21 protein-coding genes are annotated in these 17,568 nt (G+C 59.3%); 10 read left to right on the forward strand and 11 right to left on the reverse strand.

Annotated elements, in window-relative coordinates:
- The first annotated feature begins 91 nt into the window (after positions 1-91).
- Complete coding sequence (locus CCX46_RS18980; protein WP_127928896.1) at positions 92-607, forward strand: methylated-DNA--[protein]-cysteine S-methyltransferase; 516 nt, start codon at positions 92-94, stop codon at positions 605-607.
- A gap of 98 nt (positions 608-705) precedes the next feature.
- On the opposite strand, the gene CCX46_RS18985 is transcribed toward CCX46_RS18980, so the two are convergent.
- From CCX46_RS18985 to CCX46_RS19000, 4 genes are all read right to left on the reverse strand, one after another.
- A complete protein-coding gene (locus tag CCX46_RS18985) occupies positions 706-1,293 on the reverse strand; it encodes an NUDIX domain-containing protein (protein ID WP_127928898.1) in 588 nt (195 codons plus the stop codon).
- Positions 1,294-1,388: 95 nt separating this feature from the next.
- Positions 1,389-2,447, reverse strand: coding sequence for a chitinase (locus CCX46_RS18990; protein ID WP_127928900.1), 1,059 nt, complete (start codon positions 2,445-2,447; stop codon positions 1,389-1,391).
- Positions 2,448-2,490: 43 nt separating this feature from the next.
- The gene (locus CCX46_RS18995) at positions 2,491-3,126 is read right to left on the reverse strand and encodes a lytic polysaccharide monooxygenase auxiliary activity family 9 protein (RefSeq protein ID WP_127928902.1); all 636 of its coding nucleotides are present in this window, start codon (positions 3,124-3,126) and stop codon (positions 2,491-2,493) included.
- 221 nt (positions 3,127-3,347) lie between these two features.
- Positions 3,348-3,785: a hemerythrin domain-containing protein gene (locus CCX46_RS19000; protein ID WP_127928904.1), complete on the reverse strand. Its 438-nt coding sequence runs from the start codon at positions 3,783-3,785 to the stop codon at positions 3,348-3,350.
- Positions 3,786-3,933: 148 nt separating this feature from the next.
- Between CCX46_RS19000 and CCX46_RS19005 the strand changes: the two genes are divergently transcribed.
- The gene (locus CCX46_RS19005) at positions 3,934-4,359 is read left to right on the forward strand and encodes a GNAT family N-acetyltransferase (protein ID WP_127928906.1); all 426 of its coding nucleotides are present in this window, start codon (positions 3,934-3,936) and stop codon (positions 4,357-4,359) included.
- Positions 4,360-4,476: 117 nt separating this feature from the next.
- On the opposite strand, the gene CCX46_RS19010 is transcribed toward CCX46_RS19005, so the two are convergent.
- Positions 4,477-4,827 carry a hypothetical protein gene (locus CCX46_RS19010; protein WP_127928908.1) on the reverse strand — a complete coding sequence of 117 codons (351 nt, stop codon included), beginning with the start codon at positions 4,825-4,827 and terminating at the stop codon, positions 4,477-4,479.
- Between the two features lie 134 nt (positions 4,828-4,961).
- Here CCX46_RS19010 and CCX46_RS19015 point away from each other — a divergent pair, with 134 nt between their 5' ends.
- The 8 genes from CCX46_RS19015 (at position 4,962) to CCX46_RS19050 (ending at position 9,688) form a co-directional block, all read left to right on the forward strand.
- Complete coding sequence (locus CCX46_RS19015; RefSeq protein WP_016987055.1) at positions 4,962-5,291, forward strand: DUF6388 family protein; 330 nt, start codon at positions 4,962-4,964, stop codon at positions 5,289-5,291.
- Between the two features lie 25 nt (positions 5,292-5,316).
- Positions 5,317-6,021 carry a YoaK family protein gene (locus CCX46_RS19020; protein ID WP_127928910.1) on the forward strand — a complete coding sequence of 235 codons (705 nt, stop codon included), beginning with the start codon at positions 5,317-5,319 and terminating at the stop codon, positions 6,019-6,021.
- A gap of 200 nt (positions 6,022-6,221) precedes the next feature.
- Complete coding sequence (gene tusD, locus CCX46_RS19025; RefSeq protein ID WP_127928912.1) at positions 6,222-6,614, forward strand: sulfurtransferase complex subunit TusD; 393 nt, start codon at positions 6,222-6,224, stop codon at positions 6,612-6,614.
- A 1-nt stretch (position 6,615) separates the two neighbouring features.
- The gene (gene tusC, locus CCX46_RS19030; RefSeq protein WP_127928914.1) at positions 6,616-6,972 is read left to right on the forward strand and encodes a sulfurtransferase complex subunit TusC; all 357 of its coding nucleotides are present in this window, start codon (positions 6,616-6,618) and stop codon (positions 6,970-6,972) included.
- A complete protein-coding gene (gene tusB / locus CCX46_RS19035; protein WP_127928916.1) occupies positions 6,972-7,265 on the forward strand; it encodes a sulfurtransferase complex subunit TusB in 294 nt (97 codons plus the stop codon). Before tusC ends, tusB begins: the two co-directional genes overlap by 1 nt.
- Positions 7,262-7,597 carry a TusE/DsrC/DsvC family sulfur relay protein gene (locus CCX46_RS19040; RefSeq protein ID WP_127928918.1) on the forward strand — a complete coding sequence of 112 codons (336 nt, stop codon included), beginning with the start codon at positions 7,262-7,264 and terminating at the stop codon, positions 7,595-7,597. Before tusB ends, CCX46_RS19040 begins: the two co-directional genes overlap by 4 nt.
- Positions 7,594-8,595, forward strand: a complete 1,002-nt coding sequence (locus CCX46_RS19045; RefSeq protein WP_127928921.1) for a glycosyl transferase family protein — start codon at positions 7,594-7,596, stop codon at positions 8,593-8,595. The genes CCX46_RS19040 and CCX46_RS19045 overlap by 4 nt, the downstream gene beginning before the upstream one ends.
- A 91-nt stretch (positions 8,596-8,686) precedes the next feature.
- The gene (locus CCX46_RS19050; RefSeq protein ID WP_127928923.1) at positions 8,687-9,688 is read left to right on the forward strand and encodes a glutathione S-transferase family protein; all 1,002 of its coding nucleotides are present in this window, start codon (positions 8,687-8,689) and stop codon (positions 9,686-9,688) included.
- Positions 9,689-9,804: 116 nt separating this feature from the next.
- Here the strand turns inward: CCX46_RS19050 and cysG are convergent, their stop codons facing one another.
- The 6 genes from cysG to CCX46_RS19080 form a co-directional block, all read right to left on the reverse strand.
- Positions 9,805-11,199 (reverse strand): siroheme synthase CysG, encoded by a 1,395-nt coding sequence (gene cysG, locus CCX46_RS19055; RefSeq protein WP_127928925.1) that lies wholly within the window; start codon positions 11,197-11,199, stop codon positions 9,805-9,807.
- Positions 11,200-12,480: a serine--tRNA ligase gene (serS, locus tag CCX46_RS19060; protein ID WP_127928927.1), complete on the reverse strand. Its 1,281-nt coding sequence runs from the start codon at positions 12,478-12,480 to the stop codon at positions 11,200-11,202.
- Between the two features lie 15 nt (positions 12,481-12,495).
- Positions 12,496-12,870: a fluoride efflux transporter CrcB gene (gene crcB, locus CCX46_RS19065; protein WP_064390665.1), complete on the reverse strand. Its 375-nt coding sequence runs from the start codon at positions 12,868-12,870 to the stop codon at positions 12,496-12,498.
- Positions 12,870-14,192 carry a replication-associated recombination protein A gene (locus CCX46_RS19070; protein ID WP_064587012.1) on the reverse strand — a complete coding sequence of 441 codons (1,323 nt, stop codon included), beginning with the start codon at positions 14,190-14,192 and terminating at the stop codon, positions 12,870-12,872. The genes crcB and CCX46_RS19070 overlap by 1 nt, the downstream gene beginning before the upstream one ends.
- Before the next feature lie 141 nt (positions 14,193-14,333).
- Positions 14,334-14,954: an outer membrane lipoprotein chaperone LolA gene (gene lolA / locus CCX46_RS19075; RefSeq protein ID WP_127928929.1), complete on the reverse strand. Its 621-nt coding sequence runs from the start codon at positions 14,952-14,954 to the stop codon at positions 14,334-14,336.
- Positions 14,955-15,021: 67 nt separating this feature from the next.
- Positions 15,022-17,430, reverse strand: coding sequence for a DNA translocase FtsK (locus tag CCX46_RS19080; RefSeq protein WP_034155142.1), 2,409 nt, complete (start codon positions 17,428-17,430; stop codon positions 15,022-15,024).
- Between the last annotated feature and the right edge of the window lie 138 nt (positions 17,431-17,568).

Raw genomic sequence — 17,568 nt, forward strand, 5'->3', positions numbered from 1 at the left:
ATCAAGCAGTATGGTCGGCTTTGCGTATTGCGCCTCCCCGATCAGGCAGTATGCTGGGCACTGTTGCTGTCCTGATCCGGAGTCTGCCGTCATGCCCTATACGTTCATCACCCTGCCCTCGCCCGTCGGTGAGCTGAAGCTGGTCGCGAACGGCTCACGACTGGCGGCCATCCTCTGGGAAAACGACAAACCGAACCGCGTGCGCCTCGGACCGATGAGCGAGGCACCCGACACTCCGATCCTGATTCGAACGGCTCGACAACTTGAAGAATATTTTTCCGGGACGCGTGACTGTTTTGATCTGGAACTGGATTTCGCTGGCACCGACTTTCAGAAAAAGGTCTGGGCGGCGCTGCTGACCATTCCATTTGGCGAGACGCGGACCTACAGCCAGATTGCCGAACAGATCGGCAACCCCAGCGCCGTGCGGGCAGTGGGAGCCGCCAACGGACGCAACCCGATTTCCATCGTCGCGCCGTGTCATCGGGTGATCGGCGCCTCGGGGAAGCTGACCGGGTTTGCCGGTGGGCTGGAGGCGAAAGAGCGCTTGCTGACCCTTGAAGGTGGCGACTGGTTGCAGATTGGCAAAACCGGGGATTTGTTTTAGTCAGTTAATACGAATCAAGAGATCGCAGCCTTCGGCAGCTCCTACCTTGGAATGCGTTTTCCTGTAGGAGCTGCCGAAGGCTGCGATCTTTTGATTTATCAGTTAAACAAGTTATTCATCGCCGCATACTGCAACAGCATGATGGTCTTGGCGTCGCAGATCTCACCGCGCTGAAACGCTGCCAACGCTTCGTCGAAGCTCCACTCCAGCACTTCCAGTTCTTCGGTTTCTTCTTCCAGACCGCCACCGTCGCTGACCTTCGATGCAGCGTCGTATTCGGCAATGAAAAAATGCAGCTTCTCGGTCACCGAACCGGGACTCATGTAGGCCTCGAACACCTTCTTCACATCGTGCACGCGATAACCGGTTTCCTCCTCAGCTTCATCGCGAACCCGTTGCTCCGGCGCCGCGCCTTCGAGCAACCCGGCCGCCACCTCAATCAGCAAACCATCATGACCATTGACGAACACCGGTAAACGGAACTGCCGGGTCAGCACCACCGTGCGCTGCTCGCGGTTGAACAACAGAATCGCAGCGCCATTGCCGCGGTCGTAAACCTCACGGGTCTGACGCTGCCACTCGCCATTGTTGCGGTGATAGTCGAAGGTGATTTTCTTCAGCAAATACCAGTCATGGGACAACACCTGAGTGTCGACGATGTTGACCCGCTCGGCTGTGTTGGACATGACGCTTGATCCTGTTTCCTGAGTAAGCCGCCATGGTCGAATAATTGCGCGAACAAAAAAAGCCCGGCAGCGCTACCGGGCTTCTTTATTTGCAACTAACGAGCGATGAGCGATTGCATGTCATCGACATCCTGCCCAACGGAACGCCCCCCCTGAATCAACGGCCCATAACGCCTGCTGAACTCCCAGTTGTACGGCACACGATCCTTGCTGGTGCCGTTGTCCCAGTTCACCGACCAGGTCATCAAACCTTTAATCGACAGCCCCTTGATCGCCAGACGCTTGAGGACATTACCGACCACGGTTTTGTCGATCACATAACCGGTGGCCGCCGCATCGTTGTTGGCCGGTAGGCCGATGACGAACTTGTCCGCCGGGATCCGCGTGAAGCCGCGAGTGCCGGTCACCAGACTTTCGGTCAGGTAGTAAAGGAAATCCTCCTTCAGCGCATCGTTGTTCTGCGCAATCCAAGCACCCGCGCCATTGTTGGCTTCCGGCACCCAGACCCCGTCACCGCCCTGATTGTAGAACTGCGGGGCGATAAAGTCGTAGTAGCCTTCCAGTGCCTGCAGGTAGCTCACGTAGTTGCCGGTACTGGTCAGATACGGGAACTCCGGGGCCATGCTAATGATGAAGTGTTTGCCCTGGCCTGCGTAGTGATCCTTGACCCGTTTCAGCGCGGCCGGCAGGACGGTCTTGTTGGCAGCGAAATCAATCGCGCTCTGTTCAAGATCGATGTCCAGTCCATCGAAGCCATAGGTTTCCACCAGACGGATGATTTCGTTGGCCAGCGGCTGTTCCTGACCGCTGCGCAATTCGATGTGCGCATCGGCACCGCCGAGGGAAATCAGCACGGCCCGACCCTGACTGTTGAGCACGCCGACCTGGCGGCGGAACTCGGCATCGGACACGTTGAACGGCTTGAAGGTCGGAATGCCGCTGCCCTTCATGAAGGCCACTGCAACGACGTTGTACTCCTTGGGCACTTCCTCCAGCGAGAGACTGGCAAAGCGGCCCTGGCGATAACCATCGCTCGCCCCCGCTGGCCAGTTGTGCCAGAAGCCCATGAGGATCTTTTTGCCGGCAATGCTCGGCATCAGCGAAGCGGCATCGCTCGCCGGGTTTTGCATTAAAGAAAAGTCGATATTTGACATGTTCTAATCCTTCAGAACGTGTGGGTTTGACGACGCAGCGCCGTTATTTGAAGTCGACGTCGAAGGCCTGATAGAAGGCGTTACCGGTGTTGGCAACGATCCACATCAGCACGATCACGTGATGGCCCCTCTTGTTGGCTGGCAGTTTCACCGCGTGATTGACCTTGGCCTTCAGCTCATTCGGATAGCTGTAATAAGGCACCTGAGTGTAGAAGTCCTCGAAAAACGGTTGCGCCTCCAGTTGCGCGCGGCTGATGCGTTGTTTCGGGTCCCAGCCATCCTTGGTGATCAGCCAGCGGTAGCCCCGGGTGGTGTGCGGCGCGGTGTATTCCCACTTGATTTCGAGGGTCTGCCCCGGCGTGACATTGAGCAGCGGCCAGGTAAACGGGCGAGCGAGTTTCTTGCTCATCTCTTCATTGGTGAAGTTCACGCAATCGCGGGCATCGTTCTTGCCGCCGCTGAGAATGTAGCCGTCGGCCGGTGGCGTGACACTGTCCGAGTCGCTCTGGTAAGGGGCCGGAAACGGCCCCGCTGCCAGTGCCGGGAAATTCTTCCCGCCTTCCATTTCGTTGACCTGCCAGGCGCCGAGCAATCCTTGCTCGATCGCCACCGCACCGCGGCTTGCAGGGGAGATGACACGACCGTGTCGCAGTTGGGTTTGTGCTTGTGGTTGATTCATGTTTTTCACTCCGTTGATTTAAGAACTCTCCTTTCCGAGGAGAGGCCTTCAAGCTAACGGAGACGAATTTTTTGTCCATCGGCGGTTTTGTCGCAGTCGACGGCCTCAAGACGTAAAAACACTGAAAATACTGGATGTATATACAGTCAATTACGATAACGCCCACCCGAGATGGCGCCAAAAGATTACACGCCAATGCTGCAAAAACTGCCATTCAGTACTCACGGTAACTGTGCCTTGAACTCCTTTTCGTACTGCCCGGCAAGCTGTTCTTTCTGTTTCTCGTTGAGCAATTTTCCGGCCATCTGGAAGAACTTCTGCTCTTCTTCCTTTAAATGATGATGAACCTTGTCCGACAGCTTCTTCGCGGTTGCCAACCACGCCGGACTGGACATCTCGGTCTCGTCGAGTTCTTCCATCATCTCGTCCATTTCATGGTGTTCAGCGATGGCATGGCGACTCAGATCGACACCGTCATCAAGCTCCATCAGCGGAATGTAGAAATGGCGCTCTTCAGCAGTTTCATGAGCCTGGAGTTCTGCCTTGAGCTGTTTGTAAGCTTCGACCCGTTCCGGCGTATCGCCGCTGGTTTCGATCAGGGTTTTGGCGTAGCTACGCTGGCGGTCATGGCTTTCGCGAAGGGCTTCGAAAATATTCATGGGGGATCCTCATCAACCGCGTGCTGGAATGACGCTGTAAAGGCTAGACCCCGACGCGAGAGCGGCAGTTCCACCGGGTTGCGGCAGGGCTTGGAAGACAGGCGCCGGGCAGGATAGGCTGCGGGTTCAAACTACAAGGAAGTCACGTATGAATTTGCGCATCGAGCTGTCACAAAACCCGAGCGAAGAAGAACGCACAGCCATCCTCGCGCCGCTGCGTGCGCACAACGTTGCCAAAGCCGGACCGTCGACCTTCGAGCCGATCGCTCTGTTAGTGCGTGATGAACACGATGCGATCCTCGGAGGTTTGTATGCCCACACGTTCTATCGTTGGCTGTTCATTGAGTTATTGGCCGTGCCGGAACAGGGTCGCGGCAAAGGTATCGGCTCGCAGTTGATGCAGAGGGCGGAAGATCTGGCACGGGAAAAAGACTGCGTTGGCATCTGGCTCGACACCTTCTCCTTCCAGGCTCCGGAGTTTTACAAGAAGCTTGGATTCAGCGAATGCGGAGAGATTCTGGATTACCCCTTGGGGCATAAGCGGCATTTCTTCCAGAAGCGACTGATTGGTTGAATGTTGCGGCCCCTTCGCGAGCAGGCTCGCTCCCACATTGGAACGCATTGCAAAATGTGGGAGCGAGCCTGCTCCGGGCGGCGTTCCGACGAAGGTGGCAGCCGCTTCAGCGCATGATCAGAGGCAGGTCGCTAAAGCCGCCAACCGGCGCTTGGCGACAAAGTCATCCTTCTGCGCGTAGTAATTCAGCGTCGTGCCCGAAGCTTCAGTGATCACGTCGACAAACGACTCCGCCGAACGGGTATACACCGTCGTACCGCCCGATTTGCGCGGTTCCAGATACGCCGCCGCATCGACGCCGAACACCGCCTCGTCCTGCCAGCCGAACTGCACACACTGCGCCACGACTTTTTCGGCTTTGTCCGAAGTCAGTACTTTATAGGGGGTTTTGGTGCGAGCATCGTCCATCACCGAGCCTGCGCAACCGGCCAGCAGCGTCGCCGCCAGCGCTACCATCAGAATTCGCATTGCATTCGCTCATTCAGAAAAAAGCGGACTGTATCACCGCAGCAGCAGAAATCGTTCTGCTTTACTGCATTTATAGCGCGACACGCGCAGGCCGCTGCGGCAACCTAAGGTCATCAGCCTCACAAGGAAAACACATGGCGCCTACCGACCAGCGACATGAACATGCCCTGAAAGTGTTTCTCGACGCGCGTCCCGAACTGCGCGAAACCCTCGACCACCTCAACCCGTTGCTGGCCCAGGCCAAAGGCGAAACGCAGGCGCAGTATCGTGAAGAACGACTGCATGAAGCGTTTGAGGCCGAGGCGGAAAGTCTCGGTCTGTTCGCCTGGGAGTTGACCTTGCAACTGACCGCTGATTCGCCTGAGGAGTATCAGGCGCAGCGTCTGGAAGTTCACCGTGAAGTCGCAGAAATGGCCGGTATGGATTGGCTGGAATATTGCGATCTGTATGGCATAGAACCGTAACCACCGCGAAAGGACACCGCCACTCATGCTGCCATCCACCTCGACTCACCGCGCCAGCCCCGGCCATCTGCACACGCAGAAGTGGCGCGGGCGGGTGGGTCTGGCACTGGTGGCCAGCCTCTCGGTACTGGCCGGAATGACCGACGCCATCGGCTTTATGGCCAGCGGCGACTTCGTCTCGTTCATGAGCGGCAACACCACTCGACTCGCTGTGGCGATCAGTGATGGCGATGTCGGGCTGACCGTGCGTTTGTTGATCCTCGTCGCAACATTTATTGTCGGCAATGCCTTGGGGGTCGTCGTTGCACGTTTCGGCGGACGCCGGGCGTTACCGCTGCTGCTGTGTATCGCCACCCTGCTGTGCGCGGCAGCGGTCTGGCCATTCGACACCCAACTGCCGGCGCTGATGGCGGCAATTATTGCGATGGGCATGCTCAATGCGGCGGTCGAAGAGGTAAACGGCTTGCCGGTCGGGCTCACTTACGTGACTGGCGCATTGTCGCGATTCGGCCGTGGATTGGGTCGCTGGATGCTTGGCGAACGGCGCAGCGGCTGGCGGGTGCAACTGGTGCCATGGAGCGGGATGTTTATCGGCGCGATTCTGGGGGCGGTGCTGGAACATCATCTGGGGCTCAAAGCGATGTTCGTCAGCGGGTTGCTGGCCGCGATGATCGGGCTGCTCTCCCTGAAAATCCCGCGGCGCTGGCAGTTGGGTTACATGCCTCGCTAATCAACGCCTTCCCCGGTTTCCCTGTAGGAGCTGTCGAGTGAAACGAGGCTGCGATCTGTTGATCTTGTTTTTCAGAATCAAGATCAACAGATCGCAGCGTGCCGCAGCTCCTACAGAGATCGTGCTTCCCTGTAAGCGCTGCGATCCTTTGCGGTCTGCAATGCTTTATCATGGCCGCAGTTTTGCTGATCGAGTCCATCATGAAGTTCGCCATTGCGCTGTTTTCCGCCGCCCATGCGCCCTCCTCGCGCCGCGCCCTGCTGTTTGCGCAAGCCGCACTGGCCGGTGGGCATGAGATTGTCCGACTGTTTTTCTATCAGGACGGCGTTTATAACGCTTCGGATGCGCTAGTCACCCCGCAGGACGAACTGGACCTGCCCAAACAATGGCGCACGTTCATCAGCGAGCAGAAGCTGGATGGCGTGGTGTGTATCGCCGCCGCCCTGCGCCGTGGCGTGTTGAACGCTGAAGAGGCCAATCGTTATCAACGTGAAGCGATTTCGGTCAGCGCGCCGTGGGAATTGTCCGGCCTCGGTCAGTTGCATGACGCAGTGCAAGATGCTGACCGCTTGATCTGCTTCGGAGGTGCGTGAGATGGCCAAGTCCCTGTTGATCATCAGCCGCCAATCGCCATGGTCAGGCCCCGGTGCCCGCGAAGCGCTGGACATCGTGCTGGCCGGCGGCGCCTTTGATCTACCGATCGGTTTGCTGTTTCTCGATGACGGCGTGCTGCAACTCAGCGCCGGGCAAAACGCCAAGGCCCTGCAGCAGAAAGACCTCAGCGCCAACCTGCAGGCGCTGCCGATGTTTGGTGTAGAAGAGCTGTTCTATTGCGCTGAGAGCGCCATCACTCGCGGTCTCGACAACTTGTCGCTGGACGAAGCACAGCCGCTGGCCGCCGAGCAAATCACCGCCCTTATTGACCGTTACGACCAGGTGATCACCCTCTGATGTCGACTTTGCATGTGTTGTCTCATTCCCCTTTTGGCGACGATCGTCTGACCAGTTGCCTGCGCCTGATCGGCAGTACTGATGCTCTGTTGCTGTCCGGCGACGCGGTCTATGCGTTGCAAGCGGGCACTGCGCCGTTTAGCGCACTGCAAAGCCGCCAGATCAAATTGTTCGTTCTGGCCGAGGATGCACAGGCGCGCGCCATCGAAGTGCCGGACTGGGCCGAAGCCATCGATTACCCGGCCTTCGTCGAGCTGTCGATCCACCACGACAAGGTCAACAGCTGGTTATGAAGGCCATGACCGTCGGCGCCCGCGCCATCGAACTGGACAAGGACGGCTTCCTCGTCGACCTGAGTGACTGGTCGGCTGATGTCGCCAGTGCGCTCGCCGCCGCCGAAGACATCGAGTTGACTGCCGAACACTGGGAAGTCCTCGAACTGCTGCGCAGCTTCTACGAAGAATTCCAGCTGTCCCCGGCCACCCGGCCGCTGATCAAGTACACCGCGTTGAAACTCGGCCCGGACAAAGGCAACAGCCTGCACCTGAACCGACTGTTCAAAGGCACCCCTGCCAAACTCGCCGCGAAACTGGCGGGCCTGCCCAAACCGACGAATTGCTTATGACCGACTTTCCAGCGCTGACTCTCGAAACGCCCGCCGAGCATCCCTTCGCCCAGTTCGTGCGCATCCTCGGCAAAGGCAAACGTGGCGCTCGCGACCTGACGCGCGAAGAAGCCCGGGAAGCCATGGGCATGGTGCTCGACGACAAGGTTGAGGACACCCAGCTCGGCGCGTTCCTGATGTTGCTACGACACAAGGAAGAAAGCGCCGAGGAAATGGCCGGCTTCACCGAAGCCTTGCGCGCACGTTTGCAGGCACCCACGTTGAACGTCGATCTGGACTGGCCGACTTACGCCGGCAAGAAGCGCCATCTGCCGTGGTATCTGCTGGCGGCGAAGTGTCTGGCACAGAACGGTGTGCGCATCTTCATGCACGGCGGCGGCGCTCATACCGCCGGGCGTCTGTACAGCGAGCAGCTGCTCGGTGAGTTGAACATCCCGTTGTGCCGCACATGGCAGCAGGTCGGCACAGCACTGGACAACGGCGGACTGGCATTCATGCCGCTGGTGGACTGGGCGCCTCAGTTGCAGAACATGATCGACCTGCGCAACACCTTGGGCCTGCGTTCGCCGATTCATTCCCTGGCGCGGATTCTCAATCCGCTGGGCGCACGCTGCGGCCTGCAAAGCATCTTCCACCCCGGCTATCAGGCGGTGCATCGCGATGCCAGCGGTCTGCTCGGCGACACGGCGATAGTGGTCAAGGGCGATGGCGGCGAAATCGAAATCAACCCGGATGCCGACAGCCACCTCTACGGCACCACCGGCGGCGAAAGGTGGGACGAGGAATGGCCACAATTGTCGGCGCAACGCCACGTCAAACCGGCGACCCTGGACGTTGAACATCTGAAAGCCGTGTGGCGTGGTGAGGTGGTCGACAGTTACCCGCAAATGGCCCTGATTGCGACCATGGCCCTGGCCTTGCGCGGCCTCGGCCAACCCCGCGAACAAGCCTTCGCCACCGCCGAGCAATACTGGACTGCGCGGAACAAATCGATTTAACCGATTCTTCGCGCCCGATCTTTGCGCTTTTTGTTCGAACTCATCGGAATAGACTCGGCTCCAACGAATATTGGTTTACGGAGTCTTGATCATGGGTTTACTCGTCGATGGCCGCTGGCAGGACAAGTGGTACGAAAGCAGCAAGGACGGCGCGTTTCAGCGCGAACAGGCCAAACGCCGTAACTGGGTCACCGCCGATGGCCAGCCCGGCCCGAGCGGCGAAGGCGGTTTTGCCGCTGAAGCCGGGCGCTACCACCTCTACGTTTCGCTAGCCTGTCCGTGGGCGCACCGCACGCTGATCCTACGCAAGCTCAAAGGTCTGGAAAGTCTGATCGACGTTTCGGTGGTCAGTTGGCTGATGCTGGAAAACGGCTGGACCTTCGACACGGCGCTCGGCTCAACCGGCGACAAGCTCGACGGCTTCGACTTCATGCACCAGCGCTATACCGCCGACACGGCCGATTACACCGGCCGCGTTACTGTGCCGGTGCTGTGGGACAAAAAACTGAAGCGCATCGTCAGCAATGAATCAGCGGAAATCATCCGCATGTTCAACAGCGCGTTCGATAATCTGACCGGCAACGATCTGGATTTCTACCCGGCGCCCTTACGCGCTGAAATCGACGCGTTGAACGATCGAATCTATCCGGCCGTGAACAACGGCGTGTACCGCGCTGGTTTCGCTACGTCGCAACAGGCTTACGAAGAAGCGTTCGATGAGGTGTTTGCCGAGCTGGATCATCTGGAGCGGGTGCTGGGCGCCAATCGCTACTTGTCGGGTGAGTACCTGACCGAAGCCGATATCCGCTTGTTCACTACAATGATTCGGTTTGACGCGGTGTATCACGGGCACTTCAAGTGCAACCTGCGGCGAATTGCCGATTACCCGAATCTGTCGAACTGGCTTCGTGAGGTGTATCAGTTGCCGGGGATTGCCGAGACGGTGGATTTCCAGCACATCAAGAATCACTACTACGGCAGTCACAAGACGATCAATCCGACGGGGGTTGTGCCGAAGGGGCCGGAGCAGGATTTCACAGCGGCCCATGATCGGGCGCGGTTGAGCGGCAAAGGGGTTTGGCGCCGGGGCTGAGATCTGCATCGTTTTTGAAGACCTCTTCGCGAGCAGGCTCGCTCCCACAGGGGATTTGTGCACGACACAGATCCAATGTGGGAGCGAGCCTGCTCGCGAATGGGGCGACTCGGTTTTCAGACTTGCGCCTGAGCCCCTTCGAACCAAGCCAGCTTCTCGCGCAGTTGCACCACTTCACCAACGATCACCAGTGTCGGCGCATGCACTTCATGCTCCGCCACCAATCGTGGCAGATCGGCCAGCGTGCCGGTAAAGACCCGCTGATTGACCGTCGTACCCTGCTGAATCAACGCCGCCGGGGTATCCGCTGAACGACCATGTTTGATCAGTTGTTCGCAAATGACCGGCAAGCCGACCAGACCCATATAGAACACCAGCGTCTGCGCCGGGGCGACAAGGTCGGCCCATGGCAGATCGGTGGAACCGTCCTTCAAATGCCCGGTGACAAAACGCACCGACTGCGCGTAATCACGATGGGTCAACGGAATCCCGGCATACGCCGCACAACCGCTGGCCGCTGTGATACCTGGCACGACCTGAAAGGGAATGCCATGAGCGGCCAGCTCTTCGATTTCTTCGCCGCCACGGCCGAAGATGAACGGATCGCCGCCCTTCAACCGCACCACGCGCTTGCCGGCCTTGGCCAGATCGACCAGTTGCTGGTTGATCTGATCCTGCGGCACGGCGTGATCAGACCGACGCTTGCCAACGTAGACCCGCTCGGCATCACGACGACACAGCTCAAGAATCGCAGGTGCAACCAAACGGTCGTAGAGCACCACGTCGGCTTGCTGCATCAAGCGCAAAGCCTTGAAGGTCAGCAGATCCGGATCGCCCGGACCGGCGCCAACCAGATACACCTCGCCAGTCGTGACCATTGCTTCGCCATCGATCTTGGCTTGCAGCAGACGCTCGGCCTCGGCGCCCTGTCCGGCCAGTTGGCGATCGGCAATCGGCCCCTGAAACACGTCTTCCCAGAAACCACGACGCTGCTGCACATCCGGAAACAGGCTTTTCACCTGATTGCGGAAACGCGCGGCGAGTCCGGCCAACTGACCGTAAGTCGACGGAATCCAGGTTTCGATCTTGGCGCGAATCAACCGCGCCAGCACCGGCGCATCGCCGCCGCTGGACACGGCAATGATCAGCGGCGAGCGATCGACGATCGCCGGGAAGATCACGCTGCACAAGGCAGGCGCATCGACCACGTTGACCGGCACGCAGCGCTTGTGAGCATCGGTGGAAACTTGTGCGTTCAGCGTCTCATCGTCGGTGGCGGCAATGATCAGCCCGCAACCGTCCAGATCCGCCTCAACGTAACCGCGCAACAGGCATTCACCGCCAGAGGCAGTAACCAGTTCACGCAGTTGCGTTTCGATTTCAGGTGCGACCACCCGCAGTAGCGCACCGGCATCGGCCAGCAGACGGGATTTGCGCAAGGCAATTTCCCCCCCACCGACGACCAACACACGACTGCCGCGCAGGTTGTGAAACAGCGGCAGATATTTCATTTAGCCGATGACCTCAAGGCCACCCATGTACGGCTTCAGCACGTCCGGCACACGGATCGAACCGTCGGCCTGCTGGTAGTTTTCCAGCACGGCCACCAGAGTACGGCCAACCGCCAGACCGGAACCGTTCAAGGTGTGCACCAACTCAGGCTTGCCGGTTTCCGGGTTGCGGAAACGCGCTTGCATACGACGGGCCTGGAAGTCGCCGCAGTTCGAGCACGACGAGATTTCGCGGTACTTGTCCTGGCTCGGGATCCACACTTCGAGGTCATAAGTCTTGACTGCGCTGAAGCCCATGTCGCCGGTGCACAGCGCCAGCGTGCGGTAAGGCAGGCCGAGCAGTTGCAGGACTTTTTCGGCGTTGGCGGTCAGGCCTTCCAGCGCTTCCATCGAGCTCGACGGCTCAACGATCTGCACCATTTCAACCTTGTCGAACTGGTGCTGACGAATCATGCCGCGAGTGTCACGACCCGATGCGCCGGCTTCACTGCGGAAGCACGGAGTATGGGCAACGAACTTGATCGGCAGCAGTTTCGAGTCGACGATTTCGCCGGCAACGATGTTGGTCAGCGACACTTCGGCAGTCGGGATCAAGTACAGATCGGCTTCGCCTTCGCGAGCGATCTTGAACAGGTCTTCTTCGAACTTCGGCAGTTGACCGGTGCCTTGCAGCGCCGGGGCCTGAACCAGATAAGGCGTGTAGGCCTCTTCGTAGCCGTGCTCGTTGACGTGCAGGTTGATCATGAACTGTGCCAGTGCGCGGTGCAGACGGGCGATCGGGCCACGCAACAGGGCGAAACGCGCGCCGGACAGTTTGGCGGCGGCTTCAAAGTCCAGCCAGCCGAACTTCTCGCCCAGCGCCACGTGGTCTTTCACTTCGAAATCGAATGCAGTCGGCGTGCCCCAACGGCGCACTTCGACGTTGTCGTCTTCGTCTTTGCCGACCGGCACGGATTCGTGTGGCAGGTTCGGGATGCCGAGCAGGATCGAATCCAGTTCGGTCTGGATCGCGTCCAGTTCGACTTTACCGGCGCTCAGTTCGCCCGCCATGCGCTCGACGTCCGCCATCAACGGCGCGATGTCTTCGCCGCGCTGCTTGGCCTGACCGATGGACTTGGAACGCGCGTTACGCTCAGCCTGCAGTGCTTCGGTGCGGGTCTGGACGGTCTTGCGCTGTTCTTCCAGCGCTTCGATGCGCGCGGTATCCAGGGCAAAGCCACGGGAAGCCAGGCGGTCCGCTACGTCCTGAAGGTTGCTACGTAACAGTTTGGAATCGAGCATGTCGGTTTCTCGTTATCAAAGTTTGGTCAAAGACAGGCCAGCCCACGTCGCGAGCAGCCCGCCGAATACGCTGAGTGCCGCATAGCCCAGGGCCAGCGGCACTTGCCCGCTTTCCAGCAGGCGCACCGTATCCAGTGAAAAGGATGAAAAAGTCGTCAGCCCCCCGAGGAAGCCGACCATCAACCCGGCACGCACCTCGATCGGCACCTCCGGGCGTATCAAAAACAGGCCGTACAACACGCCAATCAACAGACAGCCCACGATATTAACGGCCAGCGTCGCGGTATAGAAGTGCCGCGGCCAATTGGCGTTGACCCAATTGCCGGTGGCGAAGCGCAACAAGGTGCCGGCGACACCGCCGACGGAGACCGCAACAATCAATGGAAGCACTATTTTCTCCGCTGCCGAGGGCTTAAACGGTCGAGTTGGGCGAGGTGGTTGAGCTTCTCGCCGATCTTCAATTCCAGGCCGCGCGGCACCGGTTGGTAGAACGGAATCGGTTCGAGCTCTTCCGGGAAATAGTCTTCGCCGGCGGCGTAAGCGTCCGGCTCATCATGGGCGTAGCGGTATTCGTCACCGTAGCCCAATTGCTTCATCAGTTTGGTCGGCGCGTTGCGCAGGTGCAGGGGTACTTCCAGCGAGCCGTTTTCAGCAGCGGCACGCAGAGCGGTTTTGAAGCCCATGTACACCGCATTGCTCTTCGGCGCGCAGGCCAGATAAGTGATGGCCTGGGCCACGGCCAACTCGCCTTCCGGACTGCCGAGGCGCTCCTGCACCTCCCACGCCGCGAGGCACAGGCTGAGGGCGCGCGGGTCGGCGTTGCCGATGTCTTCACTGGCCATGCGCACCACACGGCGGGCCAGGTACAGCGGATCGCAACCACCGTCGATCATCCGCGCAAACCAGTACAGCGCGCCGTCGGGGTTGGAGCCGCGTACCGATTTGTGCAGCGCCGAGATCTGGTCGTAGAACGCTTCGCCACCCTTGTCGAAACGTCGACGAGTATCGCCGAGCAGGCTTTGCAGCAGCTCGGTGCCGATTTCGCTGTTGTCTTCAGCCAGATCGGAGGCGTTTTCCAGCAGATTGAGCAGACGTCGGCCATCGCCATCGGCGGCGGACAGCAGCATTTGGAAGCCTTCGTCGTTAAGCGTCAGGTTGCGCTTGCCCAGCCCACGCTCTTCAGTGAGTGCACGATGCACCAGTTTGCGCAGCGCCGCTTCGTCGAGGCTTTTCAGCACGTAGACGCGGGCCCGCGACAACAGAGCGTTGTTGAGCTCGAACGAAGGGTTTTCGGTGGTGGCGCCGATGAAGATCAGCGTGCCGTCTTCAACGTACGGCAGGAACGCGTCCTGCTGGGATTTGTTGAAACGGTGCACTTCATCGACGAACAGAATCGTGCGCTTGCCGTACTGGCCGGCCTGCTGCTTGGCGATTTCAACGGCCTGACGGATCTCCTTGACCCCGGCGAGCACCGCCGAGACCGTTTCGAAGTGCGCATCGGAGACTTCCGCGAGCAATCGTGCAAGGGTGGTTTTACCCACGCCCGGCGGGCCCCAGAAGATCATCGAATGCAGTGCACCCTGCTCCAGCGCCTCACGCAGAGGCTTGCCGCGAGCGAGCACGTGCTCCTGACCGACGTACTCATCCAGATTGGTCGCACGCAAACGCGCGGCCAGTGGCTGGGCAATCGGTGCACTGCGAAACAGATCCATCACGTAGCGTTGAAACCTCTATTTTGCCGATCATTGACCCTGTAGGAGTGAGCCTGCTCGCGATAGCGGTGGGTCAGACGATGAAGATGTGACTGACAAATCGAATCGCGAGCAGGCTCACTCCTACAAAGGGTTTTGGGTTTATTCCTGGATCACGTCAGCACCCTTGGGGATGTCGAACTTGAACTTGGACGGCGACACCGGCTCGTTGGCCTTGACCCCGGTAAACAGGATGTTGGTGCGCTGGCCGACGCTGTCGATCAGCTGCATATCGTTAAGCAGACCGTTGCGGAACGACAGACGCAGGTTGTCGAACAGGGTGTCCTTGGTTTTCGGCTTGAGGGTGAAGTCGATCACGCCGCCCGCCTCTTTCGCGCTGATGTCGAAGCTCTGGCTGATCTTCGACACATCACCGGACAGCAGCAGTGCCGGGGTCTGGGTCAGGCGCTCGTCGAGTTTCTTGATGGTCGCCTGTTCCAGATCCGGGTCCCACAGGGTGACTTTCTTGCCGTCGGAGACCATGGTCTGCTCGGCCGGCGCGTTGGTGTGCCAGTAGAACAGGCCCGGACGCTGCAGGGTCATGTTGCCAGTGGTTTCCTGCAACTGCGTGCCGCTGCCGTCGAGGGTCAGCTGCGAGAAGTTCGCGCTCAGGGTCTTGGATGTTTCCAGCAATTGGGTCAGACGCGCCACGTCCTTGTCATCGGCGTGGGCCGTGAGAGTGGTCAGCGCCAGTACTGGCAGCAGCATGCGGATAAGACGCATGGGAGTCCTCTTGAATACTCGTTGGGAGAGCGGCGGCACATCATTGTCCCGCCTCTTGCGTTTGCAATCAGTCGCGTACCGGGCCCGGGGCCAGGACTTCACGGGAACCGTTGGTGTTCATCGAGGTGACGACCCCGGCCATTTCCATGGCTTCGATCATCCGTGCGGCACGGTTGTAGCCGATCTTCAGCTTGCGCTGTACAGCGGAAATAGAGGCACGACGGCTTTCGAGTACGAACTGTACGGCTTCGTCATACAGCGCGTCGGCTTCCGGATCATCGCCATCGCCGCCACCGCTGCTGCCCTCAAAACCGCTGCCGGCTTCTTCGACACCGTTGAGGATGTCATCGTTGTATTCCGGCGCGCCGCGCAGTTTCCACGCTTCGACCACACGGTGTACTTCATCGTCGGATACGAACGCGCCGTGAACCCGGATCGGCAGGCTGGTGCCCGGTGGCATGTAAAGCATGTCACCGTGGCCGAGCAGTTGTTCAGCACCACCCTGATCGATGATGGTGCGGGAGTCGATCTTGCTCGACACCTGGAACGCCATACGCGTCGGAATGTTGGCCTTGATCAGACCGGTGATCACGTCCACCGAAGGCCGCTGGGTCGCGAGGATCAAGTGAATACCGGCCGCACGGGCCTTCTGGGCGATACGGGCGATCAGTTCTTCAACCTTCTTGCCGACAATCATCATCATGTCAGCGAATTCGTCGACCACTACAACGATGGTCGGCAGCTTTTGCAGCAATGGTGCTTCGTCGTGAATGCTTTCACGCTTGTACAGCGGATCGCTCAACGGCTCGCCGGCGTCCTGGGCCTCCTTGACCTTGGCGTTGAAGCCGGACAGGTTACGCACGCCCATCTTCGCCATCAGCTTGTAACGGCGCTCCATCTCGGCAACGCTCCAGCGCAGGGCGTTGGCAGCGTCCTTCATGTCGGTCACGACCGGGCACAGCAGGTGCGGAATGCCTTCATAGATCGACAGTTCCAACATCTTCGGGTCGATCATGATCAGCTTGGCGTCTTCCGGGCCGGACTTGAACAGGATCGACAGGATCATCGCGTTCACACCCACCGACTTACCGGAACCGGTCGTACCGGCCACCAGCAAGTGCGGCATCTTCGCCAGGTCAGTGATTACCGGTTTACCACCGATATCGTGACCGAGTGCCAGGGTGACCGGCGATTTGAAGTTGTCGTACTCAGGCGTCGACAGCACCTCGGAGAAGCGCACGATCTGCCGGTCTTCGTTGGGAATCTCGATACCGACGGTGGTCTTGCCCGGAATCACCTCGACCACACGCACGCTGGTCACGGCCAGGGAGCGTGCAAGGTCTTTCGCCAGGTTGGCGATGCGGCTGACTTTTACGCCGGCGGCAGGCTGAATTTCGTAACGGGTAATCACCGGGCCCGGGTGGATCGAATCCACCGTGACCTCGACACCGAACTCTTTGAGCTTGATCTCCAGCAAGTGGCCGACCGCCGCCAGGGATTCCGGTGAGTAATTGAGTTGTTTCTTTTCCGCAGGATCGAGAATCGAGATCGGCGGCAAGGTGCCTTCCACGGCGCTGTCGACGAACAACGGTACCTGTTTCTCTTTCTGCACGCGCTTGCTTGGCTCGGGCGCCTTGGCCGGGGCCGGTGCGATAACCGGCGGAACTTGTTTCTCGCGATCGGACATGTGCTTGCTCAGGGCTTGCTCACGTTCGATCAGGCGTTCTTTGACTTTGGCCTGCTCACGTTTGTCGGTGACCGTCGGCGCTACCACGTCATGCACACGATCGTCGACTTCACGCAGTTGCGCGACCAGTTGCTTGCGCTCGGTACGCGCCGACCACCAGCGATTGAGCGCGCCCTGGAACAGCTCGAACAGATCGAGGGTGATCTTGCCGGTGATGTCCATCACCTTGAACCACGACAGGTCGGTGAACACCGTCAGGCCGAACAGGAATAGCGCGATGAACAACAGCGTGCTGCCCTGAATGTTCAGCGCGTTCTTTGCCAGATTGCCGAGGCTTTCGCCCAACGCGCCACCGGCCCCCGCTGGCAGACCCGACGCTGCATGGAAATGCAGATGTGCCAGCGCCGCGCCGGACAGCACCAGAAACACCAGACCGATCAGGCGCCAGGAAAACAGCCAGCCGCTCCACTGCCACGGCTCGTGGCGCTGGCGAAAGATCTGGTAGGCCTTGATCGCCAGCAGCAACGGGAAGATATAAGCGAAATAACCCAGCACCATGAACAGGATGTCGGCGCTGTAGGAGCCCGCCGGGCCGCCAAAATTTTGCACGTCGTCGATCTTGCTGTTGTGGCTCCAGCCCGGATCGTCCTTGCCGTAGGTCAGCAAAGCCATCATCAGGAACAGGCACAAGGCGCCAATGGCGATCAATGCACCTTCCTTGAGCCGGTAGTGCAATTGTTGGCGCCAGAGCGGAACGACTGTTTTTGGTGCTTCGGTGGATTTCTTCAAAACGCTTCTTTTCCTGCGCCCGAGGCGCGTCCATCTATTGAATGACGATAAAAAACTGCCCAATCCAGGCAGGTAAAAAAGTGAACGAGCGCAACTGAGACTACTTTTAACACTGTGCTGCCGGTTTTATAAACACAG

Source organism: Pseudomonas sp. RU47, from assembly GCF_004011755.1.
In the GTDB taxonomy this organism is placed as follows: domain Bacteria; phylum Pseudomonadota; class Gammaproteobacteria; order Pseudomonadales; family Pseudomonadaceae; genus Aquipseudomonas.

Coding starts and splice junctions, on each gene's coding strand:
- CCX46_RS19005 (WP_127928906.1), top strand. CDS start 3,934: ATGAATTTGCGCATCGAGCTGTCACAAAACCCGAGCGAAGAAGAACGC.
- tusB (WP_127928916.1), top strand. CDS start 6,972: ATGTCGACTTTGCATGTGTTGTCTCATTCCCCTTTTGGCGACGATCGT.
- CCX46_RS19040 (WP_127928918.1), top strand. CDS start 7,262: ATGAAGGCCATGACCGTCGGCGCCCGCGCCATCGAACTGGACAAGGAC.
- CCX46_RS19000 (WP_127928904.1), bottom strand. CDS start 3,785: ATGAATATTTTCGAAGCCCTTCGCGAAAGCCATGACCGCCAGCGTAGC.
- serS (WP_127928927.1), bottom strand. CDS start 12,480: ATGCTCGATTCCAAACTGTTACGTAGCAACCTTCAGGACGTAGCGGAC.
- tusC (WP_127928914.1), top strand. CDS start 6,616: ATGGCCAAGTCCCTGTTGATCATCAGCCGCCAATCGCCATGGTCAGGC.
- CCX46_RS18995 (WP_127928902.1), bottom strand. CDS start 3,126: ATGAATCAACCACAAGCACAAACCCAACTGCGACACGGTCGTGTCATC.
- CCX46_RS19050 (WP_127928923.1), top strand. CDS start 8,687: ATGGGTTTACTCGTCGATGGCCGCTGGCAGGACAAGTGGTACGAAAGC.
- CCX46_RS18980 (WP_127928896.1), top strand. CDS start 92: ATGCCCTATACGTTCATCACCCTGCCCTCGCCCGTCGGTGAGCTGAAG.
- CCX46_RS19045 (WP_127928921.1), top strand. CDS start 7,594: ATGACCGACTTTCCAGCGCTGACTCTCGAAACGCCCGCCGAGCATCCC.
- lolA (WP_127928929.1), bottom strand. CDS start 14,954: ATGCGTCTTATCCGCATGCTGCTGCCAGTACTGGCGCTGACCACTCTC.
- CCX46_RS19010 (WP_127928908.1), bottom strand. CDS start 4,827: ATGCGAATTCTGATGGTAGCGCTGGCGGCGACGCTGCTGGCCGGTTGC.
- CCX46_RS19015 (WP_016987055.1), top strand. CDS start 4,962: ATGGCGCCTACCGACCAGCGACATGAACATGCCCTGAAAGTGTTTCTC.
- CCX46_RS19070 (WP_064587012.1), bottom strand. CDS start 14,192: ATGGATCTGTTTCGCAGTGCACCGATTGCCCAGCCACTGGCCGCGCGT.
- CCX46_RS18985 (WP_127928898.1), bottom strand. CDS start 1,293: ATGTCCAACACAGCCGAGCGGGTCAACATCGTCGACACTCAGGTGTTG.
- cysG (WP_127928925.1), bottom strand. CDS start 11,199: ATGAAATATCTGCCGCTGTTTCACAACCTGCGCGGCAGTCGTGTGTTG.
- tusD (WP_127928912.1), top strand. CDS start 6,222: ATGAAGTTCGCCATTGCGCTGTTTTCCGCCGCCCATGCGCCCTCCTCG.
- CCX46_RS19020 (WP_127928910.1), top strand. CDS start 5,317: ATGCTGCCATCCACCTCGACTCACCGCGCCAGCCCCGGCCATCTGCAC.
- CCX46_RS18990 (WP_127928900.1), bottom strand. CDS start 2,447: ATGTCAAATATCGACTTTTCTTTAATGCAAAACCCGGCGAGCGATGCC.